General features: G+C 64.0%; 21 protein-coding genes and 1 riboswitch. Of the genes, 13 read left to right on the top strand and 8 right to left on the bottom strand.

Annotated features, from left to right (window positions below; genetic code table 11):
* The first annotated feature begins 12 nt into the window (after positions 1 to 12).
* Complete coding sequence (locus ACOIX3_RS03420) at positions 13 to 423, top strand: SRPBCC family protein (RefSeq protein WP_420968397.1); 411 nt, start codon at positions 13 to 15, stop codon at positions 421 to 423.
* 200 nt (positions 424 to 623) lie between these two features.
* Here ACOIX3_RS03420 and ACOIX3_RS03415 read toward each other — a convergent pair whose 3' ends face one another.
* The 3 genes from ACOIX3_RS03415 to ACOIX3_RS03405 all read right to left on the bottom strand — a co-directional run bounded on the left by ACOIX3_RS03415 (position 624) and on the right by ACOIX3_RS03405 (position 4,661).
* Entirely contained in the window at positions 624 to 2,066 is a 1,443-nt protein-coding gene (locus ACOIX3_RS03415; protein WP_420968396.1) for an MATE family efflux transporter, read from the bottom strand.
* Positions 2,067 to 2,391: 325 nt separating this feature from the next.
* A complete protein-coding gene (locus ACOIX3_RS03410; protein ID WP_420968395.1) occupies positions 2,392 to 3,441 on the bottom strand; it encodes a hypothetical protein in 1,050 nt (349 codons plus the stop codon).
* A gap of 161 nt (positions 3,442 to 3,602) precedes the next feature.
* Positions 3,603 to 4,661, bottom strand: a complete 1,059-nt coding sequence (locus tag ACOIX3_RS03405) for a 2'-deoxycytidine 5'-triphosphate deaminase (RefSeq protein WP_249132713.1) — start codon at positions 4,659 to 4,661, stop codon at positions 3,603 to 3,605.
* Between the two features lie 181 nt (positions 4,662 to 4,842).
* A riboswitch (SAM riboswitch) is annotated at positions 4,843 to 4,922 on the top strand.
* A 76-nt stretch (positions 4,923 to 4,998) separates the two neighbouring features.
* Between ACOIX3_RS03405 and ACOIX3_RS03400 the strand changes: the two genes are divergently transcribed.
* On the top strand, positions 4,999 to 6,222 hold the full coding sequence (locus ACOIX3_RS03400; RefSeq protein WP_420968394.1) for an O-succinylhomoserine sulfhydrylase: 1,224 nt from the start codon (positions 4,999 to 5,001) through the stop codon (positions 6,220 to 6,222).
* Between the two features lie 238 nt (positions 6,223 to 6,460).
* Here ACOIX3_RS03400 and ACOIX3_RS03395 read toward each other — a convergent pair whose 3' ends face one another.
* The 5 genes from ACOIX3_RS03395 to ACOIX3_RS03375 all read right to left on the bottom strand — a co-directional run bounded on the left by ACOIX3_RS03395 (position 6,461) and on the right by ACOIX3_RS03375 (position 13,966).
* Complete coding sequence (locus ACOIX3_RS03395) at positions 6,461 to 7,234, bottom strand: SDR family NAD(P)-dependent oxidoreductase (protein ID WP_092119436.1); 774 nt, start codon at positions 7,232 to 7,234, stop codon at positions 6,461 to 6,463.
* Between the two features lie 105 nt (positions 7,235 to 7,339).
* The gene (gene pimD / locus ACOIX3_RS03390; RefSeq protein WP_420968393.1) at positions 7,340 to 8,485 is read right to left on the bottom strand and encodes a pimeloyl-CoA dehydrogenase small subunit; all 1,146 of its coding nucleotides are present in this window, start codon (positions 8,483 to 8,485) and stop codon (positions 7,340 to 7,342) included.
* Between the two features lie 152 nt (positions 8,486 to 8,637).
* Positions 8,638 to 9,828, bottom strand: coding sequence for a pimeloyl-CoA dehydrogenase large subunit (gene pimC, locus ACOIX3_RS03385; protein ID WP_420968392.1), 1,191 nt, complete (start codon positions 9,826 to 9,828; stop codon positions 8,638 to 8,640).
* A gap of 179 nt (positions 9,829 to 10,007) precedes the next feature.
* A complete protein-coding gene (pimA, locus tag ACOIX3_RS03380) occupies positions 10,008 to 11,693 on the bottom strand; it encodes a dicarboxylate--CoA ligase PimA (protein ID WP_420968391.1) in 1,686 nt (561 codons plus the stop codon).
* Positions 11,694 to 11,869: 176 nt separating this feature from the next.
* The gene (locus tag ACOIX3_RS03375; RefSeq protein WP_420968389.1) at positions 11,870 to 13,966 is read right to left on the bottom strand and encodes a 3-hydroxyacyl-CoA dehydrogenase NAD-binding domain-containing protein; all 2,097 of its coding nucleotides are present in this window, start codon (positions 13,964 to 13,966) and stop codon (positions 11,870 to 11,872) included.
* A gap of 169 nt (positions 13,967 to 14,135) precedes the next feature.
* On the opposite strand from ACOIX3_RS03375, the gene ACOIX3_RS03370 reads away from it, so the two are divergent.
* The 11 genes from ACOIX3_RS03370 (at position 14,136) to ACOIX3_RS03320 (ending at position 26,666) form a co-directional block, all read left to right on the top strand.
* Positions 14,136 to 15,002, top strand: coding sequence for an IclR family transcriptional regulator (locus ACOIX3_RS03370; protein WP_097676740.1), 867 nt, complete (start codon positions 14,136 to 14,138; stop codon positions 15,000 to 15,002).
* Positions 15,003 to 15,071: 69 nt separating this feature from the next.
* On the top strand, positions 15,072 to 15,869 hold the full coding sequence (locus ACOIX3_RS03365) for an ABC transporter ATP-binding protein (RefSeq protein ID WP_050406254.1): 798 nt from the start codon (positions 15,072 to 15,074) through the stop codon (positions 15,867 to 15,869).
* Positions 15,866 to 16,579 (top strand): ABC transporter ATP-binding protein, encoded by a 714-nt coding sequence (locus ACOIX3_RS03360; protein WP_092119454.1) that lies wholly within the window; start codon positions 15,866 to 15,868, stop codon positions 16,577 to 16,579. The genes ACOIX3_RS03365 and ACOIX3_RS03360 overlap by 4 nt, the downstream gene beginning before the upstream one ends.
* Before the next feature lie 12 nt (positions 16,580 to 16,591).
* Positions 16,592 to 17,470 (top strand): branched-chain amino acid ABC transporter permease, encoded by an 879-nt coding sequence (locus ACOIX3_RS03355; RefSeq protein ID WP_163160471.1) that lies wholly within the window; start codon positions 16,592 to 16,594, stop codon positions 17,468 to 17,470.
* Between the two features lie 2 nt (positions 17,471 to 17,472).
* Positions 17,473 to 18,489, top strand: coding sequence for a branched-chain amino acid ABC transporter permease (locus ACOIX3_RS03350; protein ID WP_420968388.1), 1,017 nt, complete (start codon positions 17,473 to 17,475; stop codon positions 18,487 to 18,489).
* A gap of 29 nt (positions 18,490 to 18,518) precedes the next feature.
* Positions 18,519 to 19,748, top strand: a complete 1,230-nt coding sequence (locus ACOIX3_RS03345; RefSeq protein WP_420968387.1) for an ABC transporter substrate-binding protein — start codon at positions 18,519 to 18,521, stop codon at positions 19,746 to 19,748.
* Between the two features lie 118 nt (positions 19,749 to 19,866).
* The gene (locus tag ACOIX3_RS03340; protein WP_420968386.1) at positions 19,867 to 21,093 is read left to right on the top strand and encodes an ABC transporter substrate-binding protein; all 1,227 of its coding nucleotides are present in this window, start codon (positions 19,867 to 19,869) and stop codon (positions 21,091 to 21,093) included.
* 226 nt (positions 21,094 to 21,319) lie between these two features.
* Complete coding sequence (locus ACOIX3_RS03335; protein ID WP_420968385.1) at positions 21,320 to 22,549, top strand: ABC transporter substrate-binding protein; 1,230 nt, start codon at positions 21,320 to 21,322, stop codon at positions 22,547 to 22,549.
* A gap of 161 nt (positions 22,550 to 22,710) precedes the next feature.
* Positions 22,711 to 23,937, top strand: coding sequence for an ABC transporter substrate-binding protein (locus ACOIX3_RS03330; RefSeq protein ID WP_420968384.1), 1,227 nt, complete (start codon positions 22,711 to 22,713; stop codon positions 23,935 to 23,937).
* 191 nt (positions 23,938 to 24,128) lie between these two features.
* Positions 24,129 to 25,361 carry an ABC transporter substrate-binding protein gene (locus ACOIX3_RS03325; protein WP_420968383.1) on the top strand — a complete coding sequence of 411 codons (1,233 nt, stop codon included), beginning with the start codon at positions 24,129 to 24,131 and terminating at the stop codon, positions 25,359 to 25,361.
* 21 nt (positions 25,362 to 25,382) lie between these two features.
* Positions 25,383 to 26,666: a glycerate kinase type-2 family protein gene (locus tag ACOIX3_RS03320; RefSeq protein ID WP_420968382.1), complete on the top strand. Its 1,284-nt coding sequence runs from the start codon at positions 25,383 to 25,385 to the stop codon at positions 26,664 to 26,666.
* Positions 26,667 to 26,771: the final 105 nt, after the last annotated feature.

Genomic DNA, 26,771 nt, shown 5'->3' with positions numbered 1-26,771 from the left:
AGGATCAACACCATGGCTTCAATTCACAAGGACATCCCGATCGACGCGCCGGCCGATCATGTCTGGGACGCACTGCGCGATTTCGGCGCGCTGCATACCCGGCTGGTGCCGGGCTTCGTGACCGACACCAAGCTTGACGGCGACGTCCGTACCGTCAGCTTCGCCAACGGCACCGTGGCGCGCGAGACGCTGGTCGATTGCGACGACAAGCGGCGACGGCTGGTCTATGCAATCACCAGCGAGCGGGTGAAGCAACATTCCGCCTCGGTGCAGGTGTTTGCCGAGGGCGATGCGCGCTGCCGGGTGGTGTGGATCGCCGACGTGCTGCCGCACGAGATCGCGCCCTACATGGACGCGCAGATGGACCTCGGCGCGGCAGCGATGCAGGCCGCACAGGCCCGGTCGGCGAAGAGCGCAGCGTAGCGGGCCAGCATCTCGAAAACTTTATCACCGTCACCCTGAGGAGGTCGCGAAGCGACCGTCTCGAAGGGCAACGGCCCGACTTTGTCCACGAGCATGTTGAGGAATCGGGGCCATCGATCCTTCGAGACGCGCGGAGCCTGTCATCGGGCCGCGCTTTGCGCGGACCCGTTGGCGCTCCTCAGGATGACGGGTCCAATAGCCTAAGACAACGCCGGTTGCGCCTCGGCGACCGGTGCTGATCGGCCCCAGCGCGTCAGGATCACGCTGAGGCAGGAGAGCACGCCGAGCACGCCCATCGACGCGGCGGCGAGTGCGAAGAAGTTTTGCGCACTGGCCTCATGCGTCGACAGCCACCAGCCGCCGGCGCCGATGAAGATCAGCCGCGCGGTCTGCGCCAGCACCGGACCCAGCACTTTCGCAGCACCTTGCGAGGAGAAATACATCGACATCGCGAGACCGATAAAAGCGTACATCGGCGCGGCGGTCGAGAGGTACTGATGGCTGGTCGCCCGGACATGCGGATCGTTGGTGAACAGATTGACCCAGAGGTCCGGGAAGACGGCGATGAAGCTGCCGACCACGCCGACCGCGAGGAACGACAGCGTGCCCGCGGTCCAGGCGATGCGCCGGGCACGCGCGACGCGCTCGGCGCCAACGGCCATGCCGATCATCGGCACCGAGGCGATGCCGACCGCGAACGCCACCGAGGTCAGCATGAATTCGAGCCGCGCGCCGATGCCGTAGCCGGCGAGCACCGCGGTGCCGAACTGCGCCAGCATGTGGGTGAAGATCGAGATCGTCAAAACCGATTGCAGCGGCGAGAAGCAGGAGACCGCGCCGACCCTGAGGATGTCGATGAACATCGCCCATTGCACGCGCAGTCCCTTGAGTTTCGGCTTCACGCGGGCGCGGCCCGAGAACAGATACCAGCCCATCACGCTGATGCTGATCGAATAGGCGATCAGCGAACCCGCTGCGACGCCGCGCATGCCGAATTGCGGCACCGGCCCAAGGCCGAGCCCGAGCGTGCCGCCGAGAATGATCTGGCACACCGCGGAGGACAGGATCATGGTCGACGGCAGCTTCATGTTGCCGGTGCCGCGCAAGATGCCGGCCATCGTGTTCATCAGCCAGGGCAGGATCGCGCCACCGAAGAAGATCTGCGAATAGGCGATCGCCTGCGCCAGCACATTGCCGCGGCCGCCGAGCAATTCGAGCAGGCGCGGACCGAAGGTCAGCATGCCTAGCATGAAGGTGGCACCGAACGTCAATCCGATCAGCAGCGCATGCATCGCAAGCGTCGAGGCGCGCTCGATCTCGCCGGCGCCGAGCGCGCGCGCGATCGCGGACGCGACGCCGCCGCCCATCGCGCCGCCGGACATCGTCATGGTCAGGATCACGCAGGGAAACAGCAGCGCCATCGCCGCGAGCGACTCGACGCCGAGCCGGCCGATATAGGAGGTCTCCGCGATCACCACGCAGGTGCCGGCGGAAAGCGCGATCACGTTCGGCCACGCCAGCCACAACAGCGTGCGCAAAATCGGCCCGTCGAGCAGCGCGTTGCGCGCCGGCCTGGTCACCGGCGGCGGCAACGGCCGTTCTTGTTCGTCGACAGGTATTTCGGCGAGGCCGAGATCGGACATTTCCACTCCCACGCGCGATCTGGGGAGCCGCGCCATGGTGTTTCCCTACCATGACAGAAGCGGTTTCCACGTGCGCGGGACGCAAGGGGGGCCTGCGCGATTGCAGGTGAACCCAAGCGCTAGCCGATCGACCACACGAACGGCTAGATACAGGTCATCCTCCCCTGGAGGGGGAGGATGGTTCGCATGAAATGCGAACCGAGGTGGGGTGAAGGTTTCTCATATCGGGCGCTGCCTGAGTGGAGAGATCACCCCACCCCGCCTCACATCTCGCGTCGCTCGCTGTGAGCCGACCCTCCCCCTCCAGGGGAGGATGACCACTGATCTAGCCGATCGACCAGACGAACGGCGCGCCGGCGGCGCGATTCGGCTTCAGATGCACCGGAATATGCCGTCCGCAGCCGGCCGCCAGCCCTTCAAGCAGACCCGTCAGAACGCTGGCGCAGGCCGGGTGATAATCGGCCACATCGGCCATCAGCTTCCAGCCCTGCTGGCGGACCTCGAACTGGCCCTCGGACTCGCTGATGTCGGCGACATCGTCCTGCGACTCGAACAGCACGCGCAGGAATGCGGCAAATTCCGCGGCGCGGCCACGACGGCCACCGAGCGCCTGCGCGACCTCGTCGAAATACTGCATGCCAATCAGTCTGCCGGTGAGATGCAGCAGATAGCTCGCATCCTCTGGGCCGAACACCTGCACGATGACCGGCGCGGCCGTCTTCACATATTCCATCGCGTAGTTGCGATAGGCCTTTTCCAGCCGCGGTTTCGGCCAGCTGTCGACCGGCAAGGCCGGCGCGGTCTTCGGGTCGAACAGCGGCGCCTCGAGATGGCGCGCGAACACCAGGCGCTGGTCGAGCTCGAGCGGATGATCGTATTCGCAGTAATAGCCCTCGAGCCCGTCCTGGCCGTCGACGCTCTGCTTGGCGCAGACGAAACCGAGCCTGAGATCGCCGAGCGCAACACCGTTGTTGGCGTGCCAGCCGCGCAGCATCGCGCGCGAGACCTCGCCGGGCACGCCGCAGATCGCCGTGCCCTTCCAGATCCAGCGCGGCGGCGGATAGCGGATCCAGGCCTTGCGGTCGGACTCGTACATGTACTCGACATGCACGCCGCCGATCCAATTGGAGAGATAGTGATATTGCGCGGCCGCGACCGCAGGCGGCAGGCCGTCGAGGCCGAGCTTCTTCAAACCGGGCAGGAAGCGCTCCTGCTGCTGGCGGCGAAACACGCGGAAGACGAACTCGGCGGCGTCGGCAGTGCCGCGGCGCGTCACCACGGTGAGGATCAGCCCGGTGAAGAAGGCGTGATAAAGATCGGCGACGCTGCGCCACTTCCGCCACTGCGCTTCTTGCGCGCTTTCGCCTGCAGTCATGTTCGCTCCCTGGCTCTTGTTGGCGAGGTCGAGCTCGCATGCGCGATCGTAGCCCGGATGCAGCGAAGCGCAATCCGGGGCAGCTCAATCCGCGTATGCACCGTCCCGGATTTCGCTGGCGCTTCATCCGGGCTACGGAATTACACGCGCGCGAAACGGAATTACACGCGAAAATGCTTCGAGAGCTTCAGGCCCTGCGCCTGGTAATTCGAGCCGATGCGCTGGCCATAGAGCGCGTCGGGGCGTTCGAGCATGCGCTCATAGACGAGGCGGCCGACGATCTGGCCGTGCTCGAGAATGAACGGCACCTCGCGCGAGCGCACTTCCAGCACGGCGCGCGCGCCCTTGCCGCCGGCGCCGGCATAGCCGAAGCCGGGATCGAAGAAGCCGGCATAGTGGACACGGAATTCGCCGACCAGCGGATCGAACGGCACCATCTCCGCGGCGTAATCCGGCGGCACCTGCACCGCCTCTTTCGAGGCCAGGATGTAGAATTCGCCGGGATCGAGGATGAGGCTGCCGTCGGGCCGCGCCTTGATCGGCTCCCAGAATTCTTCGACCGAATAGCCGCCGCGGCGATCGACATCGACCACGCCGGTGTGGCGCTTGGCGCGATAGCCGACGAAACCGCCCGAGTTTTCGCCTGACAGATCGACCGACAGCGCGACGCCATGGGTGAGATCGGCATTGTCGGCATCGACCAGCCGCTCGGCGGCATGCAGCGCGTCGAGTTCATCGGCGGTCAAGGTCGCCTCGCCGATCCGGAAGCGGACCTGGCTGAGCCGCGAGCCCTCGCGCAGCAGCACGGGAAACGTCTTCGGCGAGATCTCGGCGTAGAGCGGACCGTGATAGCCGGCACCGATCATGTCGAAGCGGCGGGTGCCGTCGGCGATCACGCGGGTGAAGACGTCGAGCCGTCCGGTCGAACTCTTCGGGTTGGCCGCGGCCACGATCTCCGGCGGCAGCGCGAGGCTCTCCAGCAGCGGGACGATGTAGACGCAGTTGGTCTCCAGCACCGCACCGTCGGAGAGATCGATCTCGTGCAGCTTGAGCTGGTCGATCCGCTCCGCGACGGTGGCACCGGGCCCCGGCAGGAAGCTGGCGCGGACCCGGTAGGCGATGTCGCCGAGGCGGAGATCGAGGCTCGCCGGCTGGATCTGGCTCTCGACGAAGTCGTAGGCGGGCAGAATGAGGCCGGCTTCCGCCATCTCCGCGATCATGCGGTCGGGCAGGATTCCGTTGGATTCATCTTCCAGCGTGAACGACACGTCGCGGTCCCTCGGCGATCCCTCGAGATGGCCCAAAATCAACCTCTGAGCGGCCATCAGGCCCCCAAGTATAGGCTTTTACGGGTTATCCGATGACCGTCTTGACGGAAAGGGCGCGAGGGAATATCAGCTGCACTTATCCCGTGGTGATTTGAGCCGGCCGGCTTGCAGCCACGTTAAATAAGTCGCTAAACAGGCCGGGGACAGTGTGATCCCGGCTTGTGGAGATTTCTCCAGGCCGGTTTTTTTGTGGCCAGTTTCCGAGGGAAATGGCCACGTCGGAGGTCACATGTCTGAGTCCAAGTCTTCTGAAGCCAAGTCTTCTGAATCCAAGTCTACTACCCACCTTCGTCCCGAAACCCGCCTCGTCCATGGCGGCACGCTCCGCTCGCAGTTCGGGGAGACGTCGGAAGGGCTGTTTCTCACCCAGGGCTATGTCTACGACACCGCCGAGCAATGCGAGGCGCGCTTCAAGGGCCAGGATCCCGGCTTCATCTATTCGCGCTACTCCAATCCGACCATTGCGATGTTCGAGCGCCGCATGATCGAGCTCGAGGGCGCAGAAGCCGCGCGCTCGACCGCGACCGGCATGGCCGCGGTAACCACCGCAATCCTCGCACCGCTGAAGGCCGGCGATCATGTGGTGGCATCGAAGGCCCTGTTCGGCTCGTGCCTCTACGTCGTGCAGGACCTGTTGCCGCGCTACGGCATCGAGACGACGCTGGTCGACGGCCTCGATCTCGACCAGTGGCAGCGCGCCTTGCGGCCGAACACCAAGACCTTCTTCCTGGAGAGCCCGACCAATCCGACGCTCGACGTGCTCGACATCGGCGCGATCGCAGAGATCGCGCATAGCGGCGGCGCCCGGCTGATCGTCGACAACGTGTTCGCGACACCGATCTGGCAGAGCCCGCTGTCGCTCGGCGCCGACGTCGTGGTCTATTCCGCGACCAAGCATATCGACGGCCAGGGCCGCTGCCTCGGCGGCGTCATCCTGTCGTCGGAGGCCTTCATCGCCGAGCACATCCATAATTTCATGCGCCAGACCGGCCCGTCGCTGTCGCCGTTCAACGCCTGGGTGCTGCTGAAGGGGCTCGAGACGCTCGGCATCCGCGTCCGCGCGCAGACCGAGACCGCGGCCAAGATCGCCGAGGCGCTGGCAAGCCATCCGAAGATCACGCGGCTGGTCTATCCCGGCCGCCCCGATCATCCGCAGGCCGAGACCGTGAAGAAGCAGATGGGCGCCGGCTCGACGTTGGTCGGCTTCGAGGTGAAGGACGGCAAGGCCGGCGCCTTCCGCTGCCTCAACGCGCTGAAGATCTCGCGCATCTCCAACAATCTTGGCGACGCCAAGAGCCTGGTCACGCATCCCGCGACCACGACGCATCAGCGCCTGGCGCCGGAGGCTCGCGCCGAACTCGGCATCAGCGAAGGCTTTATTCGCTTCTCGGCCGGGCTGGAGCACCCCGACGACCTGATCGAAGATTTTGAGCGCGCGCTGGAGCAGGTTTGAGGCCAAGCTAGAAGCCCCAAAGCGAACTGAGCTCCCTCTCCCACAAGCGGTCGTCCCTGCGAAAGCAGGGACCCATAACCACAGGGTCGAGTTGTTAGAGCAGGCTGTGGCCACAGCGTGCGTAAGCAGTGCTGAGCGGCGGTTATGGGTCCCTGCTTTCGCAGGGACGACACTGATTTTGTGGTGGCTGGCTCGCGCCGGCATATTCCGCAAGCGGGAGAGGTGCAGCTAGTCAGCGCTACGTCGCCGCCGTCGTGACACCACCATCGACCACGATGGTTTGGCCGGTCATGAAGGTCGAGGCGTCGGAAGCGAGATAGGCCACCGCGCCCGCGATCTCGTCGGGCTCGCCGATGCGGCGGAGCGGCGTCGATGCGGTGCGGCGCTTCAGATTGTCCGGGTCCTCCCACAGCGCGCGGGCGAAATCGGTCTTCACCAGGCCCGGCGCCACGCAATTGACGCGCACGCCCTTCGGCCCCCATTCGCCGGCGAGGCTGCGGCACAGCGCGAAGTCCGCCGCCTTGGAGATGCCGTAGGCGCCGATCACCGTCGAGCCGCGGAGGCCGCCGATCGAGGAGATGATCACGACCGAGCCCTTGCCGCGCTCGGCCATCTGCGGGATCGCCAGCGCGGAAAGCCAGATGTTGCTCTTGACGTTGGAGCCCATGATCTTGTCGAAGGCCTCGTCCGTGATGTCGAGCAGCGGGCCGTAATAGGGGTTCACCGCGGCGTTGCAGACCAGGATGTCGATCTTGCCGTAGTGCTTGATCGTGCCGGAGATCAGGCCCTCGACCTCCGCGCGGCGCGCGATGTTGCAGGGGATGACGAGCGCATCGCCGCCGGCCTTCTTGATGCCGTCGGCGACCTCCTGGCAGGCATCCGCCTTACGCGAGGAGATCACGACCTTGGCGCCGAGTTTTGCGAGCAGTTCGGCCGAGGAGCGCCCGATGCCGCGGCTCGAGCCGGTGACGACGGCAACCTGGCCGGTGAGATCGAACGGGGTGTTCTTCATTGTTGTTTCCCTGACTTCTACAAAGACCCGTCATGCGCGGGCTTGACCCGCGCATCCATCTTCTCAAGAGCGATGGGTTGCCGGGTCAAGCCCGGCAACGACAGCTCAAGCCAACAGCCCGCCGCCCTCGCTGACGCGACGGAGGTGGTAGTCGGTGTCGCCGAGCGTGTTCTCGATCATGGTCAGCCGCTTGAAGTAGTGGCCGATCTTGGCTTCCATGGTCATGCCGATGCCGCCATGAAGCTGGATCGACTGCTGGCCGACGAACTTCAAGGATTTGCCGACCTGCACCTTGGCGGCCGCGACCGCGGACGAACGCTCCTTGGCATCGCTGAAGTCCGACGCCATGGTCGCGAACATCGACATGCTGCGGGCCTGCTCCAGCGCCACGAACATGTCGGCGGCGCGGTGCTGCAGGCTCTGGAACGAGCCGATCGCGACGCCGAACTGCTTGCGGGTCTTGATGTACTCAACGGTCTCCTTCAGCGACTCGTCCATCGCGCCGACGGCTTCCGCGCATAGCGCAATGCGGGCTTCGTCCGCGACGCGCTCGATCAGGGGCAGGCCGTTTTCGGGATCGCCGATCGCAGCATCCGCACCGACCTCGACATTGGTGAAGGTGATGTCGGCCGCGTGCAGGCCGTCCTGGGTCGGATAGCCCTTTTTGGTGACGCCCTTGGCGTCCGCCGGAACCAGGAACACGCCGACGCCGGTCTTGTCGCGCTGACCGCCCTTGGTGCGCGCGGTCACGATCAAGGTGTCGGCGTTCTCGCCGTTCAGCACGACGAACTTCTCGCCGTCGATCACCCAGCCGTCGCCCTTCTTCTTGGCCGTGGTCACGACGTCGAACAGGTCGTAGCGCGAGTTCTTCTCGAGTTGGGCAAAGCCGAAGGTCTTGCTGCCGTCGATGATGCCGGGGATGTACTTGGCCTTCTGCTCGGCCGAGCCGCCATGGCGCAGGAAGCCGCCGGCGACCACAACAGTGGCGAGATAAGGCTCGACCACCAGCGACTTGCCGAGCGCTTCCATCACGATCATGGTCTCGACCGCGCCGGCGCCGAAGCCGCCGTCGGTCTCCGCGAAAGGCAGACCAAGCAGGCCCTGCTCGGCGAGCTTGCCCCAGAGCGCTTTGCTCCAGCCGCCCTTCTCCTTCATGTACTTCTTGCGCGCATCGAAGTCGTAGGCATCCGCCAGCAACCCGTCGACGCTTTCCTTGAGAAGCCGCTGCTCCTCGGACAGATCAAAATCCATGTTCGTTCCTTATTGTCAAAGTGCTGATGCTATCCGCGGCGTCATTCCGGGATGGCCCGGAGGGCCAGGCCCGGAATCCATACTCACGATGGTGGTTATGGATTCCGGGCTCTTCGCTACGCGAAGCCCCGGAATGACGGTAATGGTGAGGCCTACAGCCCCAGCACCGCCTTGCTGATGATGTTGCGCTGGATCTCGTTGGAGCCGCCGTAGATCGAGACCTTGCGGTTGTTGAAGTAGCTCGGCGCGATCTGCGCGGTCCAATCCATGCTCTCGTTCGAGCCGGCATCGCCGTGCTCATCATAGGGCGCGGCGAACGGACCGATGATCTCCATCAGCAACTCGGTGGTGGTCTGCTGGATTTCCGAGCCCTTGATCTTGAGCACCGAGGACGCCGGATTGGGCTTGCCCTTGCCGTGCTTGCCTTCGTCGGCGACGACGCGGAGCTGGGTCAGCTCGAGCGCCTTCAGCTCGATCTCGCAGGCCGTGAGCTTTTCGCGGAACGCCGGATCCTCGATCACCGGACGGCCGCCGGACTCGACCTTGGAGGCCAGCGCGCGGATACGGCGCAGCCGTTCCTTCGAGACGCCGACCCGGGCGATGCCGGTACGCTCATTGCCGAGCAGGAATTTTGCGTAGTCCCAGCCCTTGTTCTCTTCGCCGATCAGGTTCTCGAGGGGAACCTCGACGTCGTCGAAGAACACTTCGTTGACCTCGTGGCCGCCGTCGATGGTCTGGATCGGGCGCACGGTGACGCCCTTCGACTTCATGCTGAACACGATGAAGGAGATGCCCATCTGCTTCTTCGCGTTGTTGTCGGTGCGGCAGAGGCAGAAGATCATGTCGGCGTGCTGGGCGAGCGTGGTCCAGGTCTTCTGGCCGTTGATGATCCACTTGTCGCCACGGCGCTCGGCCTTGGTCTTCAGCGAGGCAAGGTCCGAACCCGAGCCGGGCTCCGAGAAGCCCTGGCACCACCAGTCGTCGACATTGGCGATGCGCGGCAGATATTCCTTCTTCTGCTTCTCGTTGCCGAAAGTGTAGATGACCGGGCCGACCATGCTGACGCCGAAGGCGAGCGGCTGCGGCGCCGGATAGGACTGCAGCTCCTCGTTGAAGATGTAGTGCTGCACGGTGGTCCAGCCGGTGCCGCCATATTCCTTCGGCCAGTGGGTGACGCCCCAGCCCTTCTTGTTGAGGATGCGCCACCAGGTGACCATCTCGTCCTTTGACAGATGGCGGCCTTCCTGCAGCTTGCGCCGTGTATCCGGCGGCACGTTGTTCTTGAAGAACTCCCGTACCTCCTCGCGAAACGCTATCTCTTCCTTGGTGAAAGCGAGATCCATCGGATCCTCCGTTTGAAGTTCAACTGCTTCTTTCCTGGTCGTCCCGGCGAAGGCCGGGACCCATAACCACCGGCATTCGCGTTTGGCAAAGCCGGCTGCCGCATGCGCCCAAAGAGAAGCCGCGGCGTATGGGTCCCGGCTTTCGCCGGGACGACGGATTCATTGCATCATATCGTCCATCATGAGCGCGATCCTGATGCGGTTTGTTGCGTGGGTTGAGATGTCTTGGGTTGCTGCTGGCGCAATTCGTGCCGCGACAGCTTGCCGACCGGGGTGCGCGGCAGCTCGGCGACGAACTCGACCGCCGCAGGCAATTCATGCTTGCCGACCTTGCCCGTGAGGAACGCGCGCAGCTCGTCGATCGAGAACGCCTTCTCGCCGTCGCGCAGCTTGATGAAGGCCTTTGCCGCCTCGCCGCGATAGTCGTCGGGGATGCCGATCACGATCACTTCCTGCACGGCGGGATGCGTGTAGATCGCCTGCTCGATCATCTGCGGATAGACGTTGAAGCCGCCGGAGATGATCATGTCCTTCTTGCGGTCGACCAGATAGAAGTAGCCATCGGCATCCACGTAGCCGATGTCGCCGGTCAGGAAGCGGTCGCCGACGAAAGCCTCCGCGGTCTCCGCCGGCCTGTTCCAGTAGCCCTTGGTGACGTTCGGGCCGCGGATGCGGATTTCGCCGACCTCGCCGACCGGCATCAGCTTGGTGGAATCCTCCAGCGACACCACGTCCATCTCGATGCCGGGCAGCATCAGTCCGATCGAGCCCGGCTTCTCCGGCCCTTCCTTGGGATGGCCGGTGCCGGGCGAGCAGGTCTCGGTCATGCCCCAGCCGCTCTTCAGCTTCATGCCGACGCGGCGCTCGAGGATCTTGGCGACCTCGACCGGCAGCGGCGCGCCGCCGGAGCCGGCGACCACCAGCGAGGACAGATCGCGCTTGTCGAGATCGGGCAGCGAGGCGATCGCGATCCACATCGTCGGCACGCCGGGAAACACCGTCGCGCGCTTGACCTCGATGTCGCGCATCACGGCCTCGACGTCGAAGCGCTGATGCAGCGAGATCAGATGGCCGCGCCGGATCACCGACAGCAGCACGACGGTCAGCGCATAGATATGAAACAGCGGCAGCACGCAGATCACGCGCTCGATCGCATTGCGTTCGAGCCGCCCCGGCTTGCCCCAGACATCGTAGATCGACACCGCCGCGGTGAGATTGCCGTGGCTGAGCATCGCCCCCTTGGGCAGGCCGGTGGTGCCACCGGTATATTGCAGCAGCGCGACGTCCTCGACGTCGACGGCGGGCCATTGTGACGGCCTGACTGCGCCGTCGATGAATTGCCGGTGCGTGATGATCGCAGGGTTGTCAGGCAACGCTGTCTGCGGCGTGCCGACCTTGCCCCAATTGTCATCCTCGCAAACGATCAGGCGGTCGAGCAGGCCCTTGGCGAGGAATTTCAGCGCGGTCGGCAACAGCGCCGACAGGTTGCTGGTGACCAACACGCGTGCGCCTGAATCGGAGAGCTTGTGCGACAGCGCGATCTCGCCGTCGAGCGGCGACAGATGCACGACGCGAGCTCCGGCCTTCAGCGCGCCGAAGAAGTTGATCGGATGATCGGGCGAGTTGCCGAGAAACAGCGCGACCGAGGTGCCCTTGCCGTAGCCGGCCCGCATGAAGGCGGCCGCCGCGGTCTCGACCAGCGCCTCGAGCTCGCTGTAGCTGATCTGCCGGTCGCGGAATTCGAGCACCGGACGCGCGCCGAACTCGGCGGCGGCATTCGAGAGCAGGTCCGGCAGCGTGCCGCGCGTGATCTCGTCGCTCCACTGCACGCCCTTGGGATAATATTGTTCGCCGGGATAGGTCATGGAAACGTTCAACACCTGTTAGGTGAGCACCGGCGTGTGGGCTCCCCTCCCCCTTGTGGGGAGGGGTTGGGGAAGGGGGTTCACGCGGGCAGTGCCGATGCGGCCACCCCTCTCCCTAACCCTCTCCCACAAGGGGAGAGGGAACCCGAACACCGAGCCAGTGGCGCCAAGAAAGATCACGCCGCCTTCGACGCGGCGGCGAGCGAGGCGAAGGTCTTGCCTTCGTCCGCAAGCTTCTTGAGCAGCGGCGCCGGCTCGAGCGAAGGATCGTTGGTCTCCTTGGCGTAGAAGGCCAGGCGATCGGCGATGTGCTTGAGGCCCACGGTGTCGGCCCAGAACATCGGGCCGCCGCGATAGATCGGCCAGCCGTAGCCATAGAGCCAGACCACGTCGATATCAGACGGCCGCGCCGCGATGCCCTCGGCGAGGATCTTCGCGCCTTCGTTGATCATCGGGTACATCATGCGCTCGAGGATCTCGTCGTCGCTGACGACGCGCTTCTTGCGGCCGAGGCGTGCCAGCGTCTCGTCGATCAGCTTCTCGACCTCCGGATCGGGCAGCGCCGCGCGCGAGCCCTGCTCGTACTTGTAGTAGCCCTTGCCGGTCTTCTGGCCGAAGCGGCCGGCTTCGCACAGCGCGTCCGCGATCTCCGACTTGATGCCGCGATCCTTGCGCGAGCGCCAGCCGATATCGAGGCCGGCGAGATCGCCCATCGCGAACGGGCCCATCGGCATGCCGAACTTGGTGACGACCGCGTCGACCTGCTGCGGCAGGGCGCCTTCGAACAGCAGCTTCTCGGACTGCTTGCCGCGCTGCGCCAGCATGCGGTTGCCGACGAAGCCGTCGCAGACGCCGACCACGGCCGGCACCTTTGCAATCTTGCGGGCGATTGAAACCGCAGTCACCAGCGCATCCGGCGCGGTCTTGTCGGCGCGCACGATCTCGCACAGCTTCATGACGTTGGCCGGCGAGAAGAAGTGCATGCCGAGCACGTCCTGCGGACGCTTGGTCGATTGCGCGATCTCGTCGATGTTGAGGTAGGAGGTGTTGGAGGCCAGCACCGCGCCCGGCTTGGCGTACTGATCGAGCTTGCCGAACACTTCCTTCTTGACCGCCATGGTCTCGAACACCGCCTCGATCACCAGATCGGCGTCGCCGATGTTCTCGATGCCGACGACGCCGTTGATCAGCGCCATGCGCTTGGCGGGCGCATCCGCCGGGATGCCGCCGCGCGCGGCGGTCGCCTCATAGTTCTTCTGCATGATGCCGAGGCCGCGCTTGAGCTGTTCCTCGCCGGTCTCGATCAGGGTGACCGGGATGCCGGCATTGGCGAACGACATCGCGATGCCGCCGCCCATGGTGCCGGCGCCGAGGATGGCGACGCGTGCCACGTTGCGGCCCTTGGTACCTTCGGGAACACCGGAGATCTTGGCGGCTTCACGCTCGGCGAAGAACGCGTAACGCTGCGCCTTGGACTGTTCGCCGTTCATCAGCTTGAGGAAGCCCTCGCGCTCCTTCTTCAGGCCCTCATCGAACGGCAGGTCGATCGCAGCGCCGACGGCGTCGGCGGCGGCGAACGGCGCCTCGAGGCCGCGCGACTTCTTGGTCAGCGCAGCAACCGCATTGGTGAAGATCGAACGGTCGGCCTTGGCCGCGGCGAGCTTGGAGTCGTCATCGCGCAGCTTGCGCAGCGGACGCTTCTCGGCGACCACCTTGCGCGCAAATGCCTCACCGCCCGACGCCGGACCTTCGACGATCTCCTCGATCAGGCCGGCCTTCAGCGCGGCATCCGCGCTGATCGGATCACCGCCGACGATCATCTTGACCGCGAGTTCGGGGCCGACCGCACGCGGCAGGCGCTGGGTGCCGCCGGCGCCCGGCAGCAGGCCGAGCTTCACCTCGGGCAGGCCGAGCTTGGCGTCCTTGGTGGCGACGCGATAGTGGCAGGCCAGCGCGACCTCGAGGCCGCCGCCGAGCGCGGTGCCGTGGATCGCGGCAACGATCGGCTTGGGCGAGCTCTCCATCAGGCTCAGCACTTCGGCGAGCCCGGGCGGCTTCGGCGGCTTGCCGAATTCGGTGATGTCGGCGCCGGCGATGAAGGTGCGGCCGGCGCAGGTCAGCACGATGCCCTGAACCTGCGCGTCATCGATCGCGTTCTTGATGCAATCGAAGATGCCGCCGCGCACGGCAGCGCTCAGCGCGTTTACAGGCGGACTGTTAACCGTGACGACGGCAATGTTGTCATGACGTTCGAGCTTGACGACTTCACTCACCGGGACTCTCCCTGAATGCTTGTTCTTGAACTTGCGTTGAGTAGCTGCACGACTGGCGTCGAACGGCTAGATTAGACCAATTTCGCACTGCGAAATTTAATTCCACATCTTGACACGGAGGGTTATTTTGAAGCACGAGCCTTGTCAACGAGCATGACAAGGGCAGGGAATGAAGCGCGCCAGCAAGAAAGCAGCGACCGATCGCAATTTCGTCGTCGCGCTTTCCCGCGGACTGGATGTCCTGCGTGCATTTCAACCCAATGACGGGCTGCTCGGCAATCAGGAGATTGCAGCCCGCACCAAATTACCGAAGCCAACCATTTCCCGGCTGACCTACACGCTGACCAAGCTGGGATACCTTACACCTGTACCGAAATTCGAAAAGTATCAGCTTGCGCCGTCGGCGATGGCGCTCGGCTATGCCGCGCTCGCCAATCTCGGCGTTCGGCATTTGTCCGAGCCGTATCGAGAAGAAGTGATGCGCGCGACCGGCGGCGCGGTCGCTGTCGGCGGCCGCGACCGTCACAGCATGATCTATTTCGGCCAGAGCCGGAACGGCCTGGCGCTCGGCGTGCAGCTCGACGTCGGCTCGCGGGTGCCGATCGCAACCACCGCGATGGGGCGTGCCTATATTTGGGCATTGCCACCCGAAGAACGTGCGGCTCTACTACGCGAGCTGCGGGATCACTATGGCAGTCGCTGGGCCAAGATCCGCGACGGCATCGAGCGCTCCGGCGAGACGGTGGCGAAGCACGGCTTCACCCTGTCGACCGGCGACTGGCAGAACGACGTCGCCGCGGCCGGCGTTGCGTTGAAATTGAACGACGGAACCGGTCCTTACGCCTTCAATTGCGGCGCGCCGGCATTCCGCTTCACGGAAGATAGATTACTCAACGACATTGGACCTCGCCTTGTCGCGATGGTAAGGAACATCGAGCAGGCGCTCGGTGGAATAGCGCCGCAATCCAAAAAAGAACAAAGCAAAAAGTCTAGAGTAGGAGGGAAAGTTGCACGTTTGGCCGAGGGGATCAGATAGCCTCCATCGCGTCCGGCGAAATCCATCGCAGGGCCGCTCGCACCGCTCAGAGATGGCGGGCGAGACGAGATGACGCAGGCACAGCTCGCGCAGGGGAATGATCCCCTGCTCGCGGTTCGCGACGTCAGCGTCGTGTTCGGCGGCATCATCGCACTGAATGGCGTGTCGTTCGACATGCGCCATGGGCAGATCCTCGGCCTGATCGGACCGAACGGCGCCGGCAAGACGACGCTGTTCAATTGCCTGTCGCGGCTCTATCAGCCGTCGTCCGGTGACATCCTGATGGAAGGCAAGAGCATCCTGTCGCGGCCGCCGCACCGGATCGCCGAGATCGGCATCGGCCGCACCTTCCAGAACGTCGCGCTGTTCCCCAATCTCTCCGTGATCGACAATGTGCGCGTCGGCGCGCATGCCCGCACCTCGAGCGACATCGTCAGCGACTCGCTGCGCCTCGCCTGGGTCCGCCGCGGCGAGAGCGACATGAACAAGAAGGTGCACGACATCCTCGGCTATCTCGATCTCGAGGACGTCGCCCACACCGTGGTCTCGGGACTTCCGTTCGGCACCCAGAAGCGCGTCGAGCTGGCGCGCGCCCTGGCCGCGGATCCGAAGATCCTGCTGCTCGACGAGCCGGCCGGCGGCCTCAATCACGAGGAAGTCTATGTGCTCGGCGATTTGATCCGCAAAATCCGCGATGACCGTAAAATTACGGTGTTGCTGGTCGAACATCACATGGGTCTCGTGATGTCGATCGCCGACCACGTCGTCGCGCTCAATTTCGGCCGCAAGCTGGCCGAAGGCACACCGGCCCAGGTCCAGGCCGACCCCGACGTCATCAAGGCCTATCTGGGGAGCAAGGACCAATGACCGCGATGCTCAACGTCAAGGACCTGCGCGCCTATTACGGTCAGGTCCAGGCCCTGCACGGCCTCAGCTTCTCGCTCAACGAGGGTTCGCTGACCACCCTGCTCGGCGCCAATGGCGCCGGCAAGACCACCACGCTGCGGGCGATCTGCAACATGGTGCGTTCGACCGGCGCGATCGAGTTCGAGGGCAAGCCGATCGGTACCCGTTCCACCGAGAATGTGGTCCGCCTCGGCATCGCCCATGTGCCGCAGGGCCGCGGCACTTTCACCAACATGACGGTGGAGGAAAACCTGCAGCTCGGGGCCATCAGCCGTTCCGACAAGAACGCCATCGGCGCCGACATCGAGCGGATGTACGAACATTTCCCGGTGCTGAAGCAGCGCTACACCCAGCAGGCCGGCACGCTGTCCGGCGGCGAGCAGCAGATGCTCGCGGTGGCGCGCGCGCTGATGCTGCGGCCGCGCCTGATGCTGCTCGACGAACCGTCATTCGGCCTCGCGCCGCTGATCGTGCGCGACCTGTTCCGCATCCTCGGCAAGATCAATCGCGAGGAAAAGGTGACCATCCTGGTGGTCGAGCAGAACGCGCAGCTCGCGCTTGAGCTCGCCGACCAGGCCTATGTGATCGAAACCGGACGGATCGTGATGTCGGGCAATGCCAAGGACATCGCGAACAACGAAGACGTCCGCAAATCCTATCTCGGCTACTGAGGAGCTGGCACAATGGAGCTTTTTGCCAACCAGGTCCTGGCCGGCATCGCCACGGGCGCGATCTATGCCTGCATGGCGCTCGCGGTCGTGATGATCTACCAGGCCATCGACCATCTGAATTTCGCCCAGGGCGAAATGGCGATGTTCTCGACCTTCGTGTCCTGGCAGCTGATGCAATGGGGTGTGCCATATTGGGGCGCCTTCGTGCTCACCGTCGCCTTTTCGTTTGCCGCCGGCATCGTCATCGAGCGGTTGCTGTTCAAGCCGCTGGCCAAGGCCCCGATCCTGACCAATGTCGCCGGCTTCATCGCGCTGTATGCGATCATCAACTCGGTCGCCGGCCTGATCTGGGACTTCACCATCAAGCAGTATCCGACGCCGTTCGGCTCCTCGCCGTTCCTCGGCAGCCAGCTGATCTCGACCCACCAGGCCGGCATGATCGGCATCACGCTGCTGATGCTGGCGCTGCTGTTCTTCTTCTTCCGCTTCACCCGGGTCGGCCTTGCGATGCGGGCGGCCGCCTCGCTGCCTGAATCGGCGCGGCTGGTCGGCATCAACACCTCCTGGATGATCGCGCTGGGCTGGGGCATGGCGTCCGCGATCGGCTCGATCGCCGGCATGATGATCGCCCCTGTGGTGTTCCTCGAGCCGAACATGATGCTCGGCGTGCTGATCTACGGATTTGCCGCAGCCGTGCTCGGCGGCCTGACCTCACCGTTCGGCGCCGTGATGGGCGGCTTTCTGGTCGGCATCTTCGAGAACCTCGTCGGCACCTACATCCCCGGCGTCGGCAATGAACTGAAACTTCCGATCGCGCTCGCGCTGATCATCGTCGTCCTGGTCGTTAAACCGGCAGGCCTGTTCGGCCGCGCCATCGTCAAGCGAGTTTGATCATGAGCGCCGCTGAAGAAATCGTCACAGAAGCCCCCGCCGTCGAGGCTGTGCCCAAGCGTGCCATGACGCTGGGCTACGGCACCTCGCTGGTCGTGCTTGCCACACTGATCCTGATCCCGCTGTTCGTGAAGAACTTCATCATCTTCCAGATGACGATGCTTCTGATCTACGCGCTCGCGGTGATGGCGCTCAACATCCTGACCGGCGGAAGCGGCCAGTTCTCGCTCGGCCAGAGCGCGTTCTATGCCGTCGGCGCCTATACGTCGGCGATCCTGATGGAACATGCGGGCATGAACTATGCCCTGACGCTGCCGGTCGCCGGCATCGTCTGCTTCGGCTTCGGCTTCCTGTTCGGCCAGCCGGCGCTGCGGCTATCCGGCGTTTATCTGGCGCTCGCGACCTTCGCGCTTGCCACCGCAATGCCGCAACTGCTCAAGCTCGGCTATTTCGAGCACTGGACCGGCGGCGTGCAGGGCCTCGTCGTCACCAAGCCGGATGCCCCGTTCGGCCTGCCGATGGGGCAGGACATGTGGCTCTACTACTTCACCCTGGCGGTCTCGATTGGAATCTACATCGCCTCCGTGAACCTGCTGCGCTCGCGCTCCGGCCGCGCCTTCATGGCGATCCGCGACAACGAAATCGCGGCCTCCGCGATGGGCGTCGACGTCGCGCTGTACAAGACGCTGGCGTTCGGCGTCTCGGCCGGCATCACCGGCGTTGCCGGCGGTCTCGGCGCCATCGCGGTGCAGTTCGTGGCGCCCGACGGCTACACCATCCAGCTCGCGATCTCGCTGTTCCTCGGCATGGTGGTCGGCGGCGTCGGCTGGCTGCCCGGCTCGATCGTCGGCTCCGCCTTCATCATCTTCGTGCCGAACATCGCCGAAGGCATCTCGAAGGGGCTTTCCGGCGCGGTGTTCGGCGTGTTGCTGTTCCTCGTCATCTTCCTCGTGCCGCACGGCGCCAGGCAGGTTGCGATCGTTGCCCAGCAACTGGCCGCAAAGCTCAAGAAAAACTAAGAATCTTTAGAACCAAACCAGGAGACATTATGCTTTCTACCGTTCGGATCGCCGCGATTTCCGCGGCGATCGTCGCTATTGCCGCGACGTCCACTGCCGCATTCGCCCAGAAGAAATACGACACCGGCGCAAGCGATACCGAGATCAAGGTCGGCAACATCATCCCCTATTCGGGACCGGCCTCCGCCTACGGCGTGATCGGCAAGACCGAAGAAGCCTACTTCAAGATGATCAACGACCGCGGCGGCATCAACGGCCGCAAGGTCAATTTTGTCAGCTATGACGACGCCTATTCGCCGCCGAAGGCGGTCGAGCAGGTGCGCAAGCTGGTCGAGAGCGACGAAGTGCTGCTGGTCTTCAACCCGCTCGGCACCCCGTCCAACACCGCGATCCAGAAATACCTGAATTCCAAGAAGATCCCGCAGCTGTTCGTCGCCACCGGCGCCACCAAGTGGAACGATCCGAAGAACTTCCCGTGGACCATGGGCTGGCAGCCGAGCTACCAGAGCGAAGCGCAGATCTACGCCAAGTGGCTGATGAAGGAGAAGCCCGACGCCAAGGTCGCGATCCTCTATCAGAACGACGATTTCGGCAAAGACTACCTCAAGGGCACCAAGGACGGTTTTGGCGCCAAGGCGGCCTCCAGCATCATCATGGAGGAGAGCTATGAGGTGTCCGAGCCGTCGATCGACGGCCACATCGTCAAGATCAAGGCCGCCAATCCGGACGTGCTGCTGATCTACACCACGCCGAAGTTCGGTGCGCAGACCATCAAGAAGACCGCCGAGCTCGGCTGGAAGCCGCTGCAGATCATCACCAACGTGTCGGCCTCGGTCGGCAGCGTGATGCAGCCGGCCGGCTTCGACAACGCCCAGGGCGTGCTGTCGGCGGCCTATGCCAAGGACGGCGCCGACTCGCAGTGGAATAGCGACCCCGGCATGAAGAAGTGGTCGGAGTTTCTCGACAAGTACGTGCCCGGCGCCGACAAGACCGACGGCGGCTATGTCTACGGCTATGGCGCCGCGCAGACGCTCGCCAAGGTGCTGGAAATGTGCGGCGACGATCTCACCCGCGCCAACGTCATGAAGCAGGCGGCGAGCCTGAAGGACTTTACGCCCGACACCCTGCTGCCCGGCGTCAAGATCAACACCTCGGCCACCGACTTCGCCCCGATCGCCCAGCTGCAGATGCAGCGCTTCAAGGGTCAGAAGTGGGAACTGTTCGGTGACATCATTTCCGGCGACGTCCCCTCTGAGTGACGTTGCACTGCGGGAATAAAACAACAGCCTCCGCGATCTCTGTCGCGGGGGCTTTTTGTTGACGCCCCGCGCCGATCGTATTGAATACGGCAAACTGAGAACTCGAGGTGGGGAAACCATGACTGCCGCACGTCCGTCCCTGACGGCGCTCTTGTCCGCATTGGCTCTGATCCTGACGAGCTGCAATGTCGCGCTGGCGCAGAAGAAATACGACACCGGGGCCAGCGACACCGAGATCAAGATCGGCAACACCGCGCCCTACAGCGGCCCCGCCTCGGCCTATGGCGTGATCGGCAGGACCGAAGCGGCCTACTTCAAGATGATCAACGAGTCCGGCGGCATCCACGGCCGCAAGATCACGTTCATCTCCTATGACGACGGCTACTCGCCGGCCAAGACGGTGGAGCAAACCCGCAAGCTGGTCGAGGACGACGAGGTCCTGCTGGTGTTCGGCTCGGTCGGTACGGCAACCAACGCTTCGATCCGGAAGTACATGAACGAGAAGCAGGTGCCGCAACTGTTCGTCGGGTCCGGCGGCTCCAAGTGGAACGACCCCAAGAACTATCCCTGGACCATGGGCTGGCAGCCGTCCTACCAGGACGAGGCGCGGGTCTACGCAAAATACATCATGAAGCACAAGCCCGATGCCAAGGTTGCGCTGCTCTACCAGAACGACGATTTCGGCAAGGACTACCTCAAGGGCCTGAGGGACGCCTTCGGCGACAGGGCCTCGATGATCGTCGCCGAAGAAGCTTACGAGACGTCGGAGCCTGCGATCGACAATCACATCGTCAAGCTGAAAGCCGCCGGCGCCGACACCTTCATCAGCATCACATCACCGAAATTCGCCGCGCAGGCGATCAAGAAGGCCGCCGAAATCGCTTGGACGCCCCTGCAGTTCGTCGCCAATGTCTCAGCCTCGGTCGGCGGCGTCATGCAGCCGGCCGGCTTCGAGAATTCGCAGGGCATCCTGTCGGCGTCCTATCTCAAGGACGGCGCCGATCCGCAATGGGACAAGGATCCCGGCATGGAGAAATTCCTTGCCTTCCTCAAGAAGGATTATCCCGACGCCAACAAGCTCGACGGCGCCACTTCCTACGGTTACGCCGCCGCACAGACCATGGCGCAGGTGCTGGAGATGTGCGGTGACGATCTCACCCGCGCCAACATCATGAAGCAGGCCGCGAGCCTGAAGGATTATGTCCCCGGCACACTGCTGCCGGGCATCAGCATCAACACCTCGGCGACCGACTTCGCGCCGATCAAGCAGTTGCAGCTGATGCGCTTCAAGGGCGAGAAGTGGGAGCTGTTCGGCGACATCATCTCGAGCGGGCTCAGCAACTAGGACGACGCACGATCTCCACGCAAACGCTTCGCGTGTGTCGCGAGGCGATTTCGCTGCAACGGCTTTCCTCGCAACGCGTTCGACTAAATGACGCCCTCCGCGGCAGCACCGCGGGGGGCTTTCTGTTGCTGGCACCAGACGAAAGGTATTCAATGCCGCGAGGAGCCGGAAAGTGCTCCCACTCCAAAAATCGTGACACATTCACCGTGATCCAAGGGAGATCAAAATGCCTGCTATCCATTTGCGGTTGGGGGCCATTTCGGCTGCCCTCGCATTGCTCGCAGCGACCACGAGTCCCTCCGTCGCGCAGAAAAAATACGACATCGGTGCCTCCGACAGCGAAATCAAGATCGGCAACATCATGCCCTACAGCGGAGCGGCTTCCGCCTATGGCGTGATCGGCAAGACCGAGGAGGCCTATTTCCGCAAGATCAATGCCGAGGGTGGCATCAACGGCCGCAAGGTCACCTACATCAGCTATGACGACGCCTACACACCACCGAAGACCGTCGAACAGGCGCGCAAGCTCGTCGAGAGCGACGAGGTGCTGCTGATCTTCAATTCGCTCGGCACGCCGCCGAACTCGGCGATCCAGAAGTACATGAACCAGAAGAAGGTGCCGCAGCTGTTCGTCGCCACCGGCGCCACCAAGTGGAACGACCCGAGGGAATTTCCCTGGACGATGGGCTGGCAGCCCAACTACCAGAGCGAGTCCATCATCTACGCAAAGTACATCCTGAAGAACAAGCCGGACGCCAAGATCGCGGTGCTCTATCAGAACGACGATTACGGCAAGGACTATCTGAAGGGCTTCAAGGACGGGCTCGGCACCAAGGCCGCCTCGATGATCGTCGCCGAGGACAGCTACGAGGTGACGGAGCCGACCATCGACTCCCACATCGTCAGGCTCAAGGCCTCCGGCGCCGACGTGTTCTTCAACATCACGACGCCGAAATTCGCGGCGCAGGCGATCAAGAAGAACGCCGAGCTCAACTGGCATCCGCTGCATTTCCTCAACAACGTCTCCGGATCGATCGGCAGCGTGATCAGGCCCGCGGGCTTCGAGAACGCCCAGGACATCATCTCGTCGCAATATTTCAAGGACCCGACCGACCCGCAGTGGAAGACCGACAAGGCAATGATAGCCTGGAACGAGTTCCTCGATAAATACTATCCGGAAGCGAACCGCGCCGATGCCTCCGTGATGTACGCCTACATCGTCTCGCAGGGGCTGGTGCATGTGCTCAAGGCGTGCGGCGACGACCTGACCCGCGAGAACGTCATGAAGCAGGCGGCCAGCATTCGCGATTATGAACCCGGCGGCCTGTTGCCGGGGGTCAAGGTCAACACCTCGGCGACCGATTTCGCGCCGCTCTCGCAACTGCAATTGATCCGCTTCAAGGGCCAGACCTGGGAGCGCTTTGGCGACATTTTGAGCGGCGACGTTGGCGGTTAACCCGGAATTGTCGACTAAAGACGAGAGCCCCTGCGGCGTTGTCGCAGGGGCTTTTCATTGAGGCGGGCCGCCTGAAATGCTAATCATTGCAGTCAAATAACAGAGCCCTCGAAACAAGAGGGCCGCGACACATTCGTCTGACAACAGGGAGAGAGACATAGATGTCCGCCACCACAAGACTTGCGGTCCTCGGGGCCGCGCTCGCGCTCGTCGCGACATCCAGCAGCGCTGCGCTTGCCCAGAAGAAATACGACACCGGCGCCAGCGACACCGAGATCAAGATCGGCAACATCATGCCCTACAGCGGACCCGCCTCCGCCTACGGCATCATCGGCCGCACCGAGGCCGCTTACTTCAAGAAGATCAACGACGCCGGCGGCATCAACGGCCGCAAGATCAACTTCATCTCCTATGATGACGCCTACTCGCCGCCGAAGGCCGTGGAGCAGGCCCGCAAGCTGGTCGAAAGCGACGAGGTGCTGCTGATCTTCAACTCGCTCGGCACGCCGTCGAACTCGGCGATCCAGAAATACATGAACTCGAAGAAGGTGCCGCAGCTGTTCGTCGCCACCGGCGCCACCAAGTGGAACGATCCGAAGGACTTTCCCTGGACCATGGGCTGGCAGCCCAACTACCAGAGCGAGACCCAGATCTACGCAAAGTACATCCTGAAGAACATGCCGAACGCCAAGATCGCGGTGCTCTACCAGAACGACGACTACGGCAAGGACTATCTGAAGGGTCTGAAGGACGGCCTCGGCCAGAAGGCCGCCAGCATGATCGTCGCCGAAGAGAGCTTCGAGACTTCCCAGCCGACGATCGACAGCAACATCGTCAAGCTGAAGTCCAGCAACGCCGACGTCTTCATCGACATCGCGACGCCGAAATTCGCGGCGCAGGCGATCAAGAAGGTCGCCGAGATCGGCTGGAAGCCGACCCACTTCCTCAACAACGTGTCGGCCTCGGTCGGCAGCGTGATCAAACCGGCCGGCTTCGAGAATGCGCAGGACATCATCTCCGCCGCCTATCTGAAGGACGCTTCCGACAAGCAATGGGACAATGATCCCGGCATGAAGGAATTCTACGCTTTCATGGCCAAGGACTTCCCCGAGGGCGACAAGCTCGACGGCGGCACGGTGGTCGGCTTCGGCGTGGCGCAGACGCTGGTCCAGGTGCTCAAGCAGTGCGGCGACAACCTCACCCGCGAGAACATCATGAAGCAGGCGGCGAGCCTGCAGGATTTCCGCACGGAAGTGCTGCTGCCCGGCATCAAGATCAACACCGCCGCGAACGATTTCGCCCCGATCAGCCAGTTGCAGCTGATGAAGTTCAAGGGCGAGAAATGGGAACTGTTCGGCGACATCATCAGCGCCGACGTCGGCGGCTGATTTCCTGCCGACAATCGACTGACAATATGGCCCCCTGCGATACCGTCGCAGGGGGCTTTTCATTCACCATGGCCGGCCCGCTCCGGCGATGCCTGCTTACACTTTGCCCGGCAATGCGCTAGGAAAACCGGCAAGAACCGAAGAGAACCCGGCGCCCTCGCGCGCCGGCAACAACAAGGAGTTTTCGGGAAATGCCGAAGCCGATCCGTCACCGTGTCGCAACCGCCCTGCTCGGCCTCGCCGTCGCCGCCGTGACCGGCCATGCCGCATGGGCGCAGAAGAAATACGACACCGGTGCGACCGATACCGAGATCAAGATCGGCAACATCGTGCCCTATAGCGGCCCGGCGTCGGCCTATGGCGTGGTCGGCAAGGCGATGACCGCGGTGTTCAAGAAGGTCAACGACGACGGCGGCATCAACGGCCGCAAGATCAATTTCATCTCCTATGACGACGCCTATTCGCCGCCGAAGGCGGTCGAGCAGGCGCGCAAGCTGGTCGAGAGCGACGAGGTGCTGTTCCTGTTCGGCACGCTCGGCACCGCCTCCAACACCGCGATCCAGAAATATCTCAACGCCAAGAAGGTGCCGCAGCTGTTCGTCGCCACCGGCGCAACCAAGTGGAACGATCCGAAGACGTTCCCGTGGACCATGGGCTGGCTGCCGAGCTACCAGAGCGAGTCACGGATCTACGCGAAATATCTGCTCAAGGAGAAGCCCGCCGCCAAGGTCGCGGTACTCTACCAGAACGACGACATGGGCAAGGACTACCTCAAGGGCCTGGAAGACGGCTTCGCGAGCGATCCGGCGCGGATCGCCGCCAAGGAGAGTTACGAGGTCGCCGAACCCACCATCGATTCCCATGTGGTGCGGCTGAAATCCGCCAACCCCGACGTCATTATCTTCTTCACCACGCCGAAATTCGGCGCCCAGGCGATCAAGAAGCTCGGCGAGATGAACTGGAAGCCGGTGACGATCGTCTCCAACGTCTCGGCCTCCACCGCGACGGTGATGCGCCCCGCGGGCCTCGACAATGCGCAGGGCGTGATCTCGGCCGCCTACGCCAAGGACGCCAGCGATCCGCAGTGGAAGGACGATGCCGGCATGAAGGCGTTCGACGAGTTGCTCGCCAAGTACCTGCCCGACACCAACCGCGTCGATGCCTCGGCGATGACCGGCTACAACATGGCGACCACGATGGTCGAGGTGCTGCGCCGCTGCGGCGACGACCTCACCCGCGCCAATGTGATGAAGCAGGCGGCGAGCCTGAAGCAGTTTGCGCAGGGCGGCCTGCTGCCCGGCGTGACGCTGTCGACCGGGCCTGCCGACTTCCAGCCGATCGAGCAATTGCAGCTGATGCAGTTCAAGGGCGAGCGCTGGCAATTGTTCGGCGACGTCATCAGCGGCGAAGTCGCCGGAAACTGACCGCATACCGAAGGCACAGCCATGACCGACCGTCGTCCTTTCCTGCGTTCGATCTTCGATGCCGCGGTGGCGGCTGCGCATCCCGATGTCGTGCTGGCATCGCGGCTGCGGCCGGCGCCGAAGGGACGCGTGATCTGCCTCGCCGCCGGCAAGGGCGCCGGCGCGATGGCCGCGGCGGCGGAGCGGCACTATCTCGACACGCTCGGCCTCGACCCGTCGCGGCTGGTCGGCATCGCCACCACCCGCCACGGCCATGGCGTGCCGACCCGCCGCATCAAGGTGGTCGAGGCCGGCCACCCGGTGCCCGATGAAGCCGGCCTGCGCGCGGCCGACGATACGCTGCGGCTGGCGGCGGAAGCCACCCCCGACGATCTCCTGCTGGTGCTGCTGACCGGCGGCGGCTCGGCGAACTGGATCGCGCCCGTCGAGGGCGTGAGCTTTGCCCAGAAGCAGCAGGTCAACCGTGCGCTGCTGCGCTCCGGCGCGCCGATCGGCGAGATGAACATCGTGCGCAAGCATCTGTCGCGGATCAAGGGCGGACGGCTGGCGCGCGCCGGCCAGCACGCCGCCGAGATCGTCACGCTGGCGATATCAGACGTGCCGCATGACGATCCCTCCGCGATCGCCTCGGGGCCGACGGTGCCGGATCCGACCACGCTCGCGGATGCCCGCGCGCTGGTCGCCAAATACAATCTCGCCGTCGACGACGCGGTCCGCCGCGCGCTCGACGATATCAGGAATGAGAGCTGCAAGCCGGGCGATCCCGCCTTTGCGCGAGCGACGTTCGAGCTGCTGGCGAAACCCAAGGCCTCGATCGACGCCGCGGTGAAGGTCGCACAGGACGCCGGCTACGAGACCATCGCGCTCGGCGCCGATCTCGAGGGCGAGGCCCGCGACGTCGCGGCCGGGCACGCCAGGCTCGCACTGAAGGCCCGCGGCGAGGGCAAGCGCGTCGCGATCGTCTCCGGCGGCGAGCTCACGGTGACGGTGCGCGGCAACGGCCGCGGCGGCCCCAACCAGGAATACGCGCTGGCGCTGGCGGATCTGCTCAAGGACACGCCCGACATCTCGGCGCTCGCCGCCGACACCGACGGTGCCGATGGTGGCGCCGGCAGCGCGACCGACCCCGCCGGGGCCGTGATCGATCAAGCGACATTCGCGAAGATGAAATCGATCGGCCTCGATCCCGGGGCCTATCTCGAGAACAATGACGCCACCGGCTTCTTCGCGCAGACCGGCGATCTGTTGCTGACCGGCCCGACGCTGACGAACGTCAATGATGTCAGAGTGATTTTGGTCGACTAGTCGCTGTCATTCCGGGGCGGCGCAAAGCGACGAGCCCGGAATCCATAACCACGATCGTGAGTATGGATTCCGGGCTCGCGCCAAGCGGCGCGCCCCGGAATGACG

Origin of the sequence: Bradyrhizobium sp. B120 (assembly GCF_049075665.1) — a bacterium.
GTDB lineage: Bacteria > Pseudomonadota > Alphaproteobacteria > Rhizobiales > Xanthobacteraceae > Bradyrhizobium.
This window is presented reverse-complemented; position numbering and strand designations above follow the sequence as displayed.